Genomic DNA, 211 nt, shown 5'->3' with positions numbered 1-211 from the left:
CTCACTGAAGATAAAGACGTTCACTCGGGATTATTAAGGGTTGATGGTGCGTTAACCATTACTGATAGTGATAACGGCCAAGCCCAGTTCAGCGCAGAAACCCTGCAAGGTCAATTTGGTACGCTGACTATCAATAATCTCGGCCATTGGACCTACACCGCGGATAACGCACAAGCCACGATTCAAGGTCTAAAAACGGGTGAGTCAGTAA

The 211-nt window shown here is 46.9% G+C and carries 1 protein-coding gene; it reads left to right on the top strand.

The features are described 5' to 3' along the window. Positions 1 to 211, top strand: a 211-nt coding sequence (locus tag K5Q58_RS21045; RefSeq protein ID WP_220755767.1) for a VCBS domain-containing protein, incomplete at both ends; no start/stop codon positions are given.

The sequence above is a fragment of the Shewanella sp. KT0246 genome, assembly GCF_019654955.1.
Classification (GTDB): domain Bacteria; phylum Pseudomonadota; class Gammaproteobacteria; order Enterobacterales; family Shewanellaceae; genus Shewanella; species Shewanella goraebulensis.
This window is presented reverse-complemented; position numbering and strand designations above follow the sequence as displayed.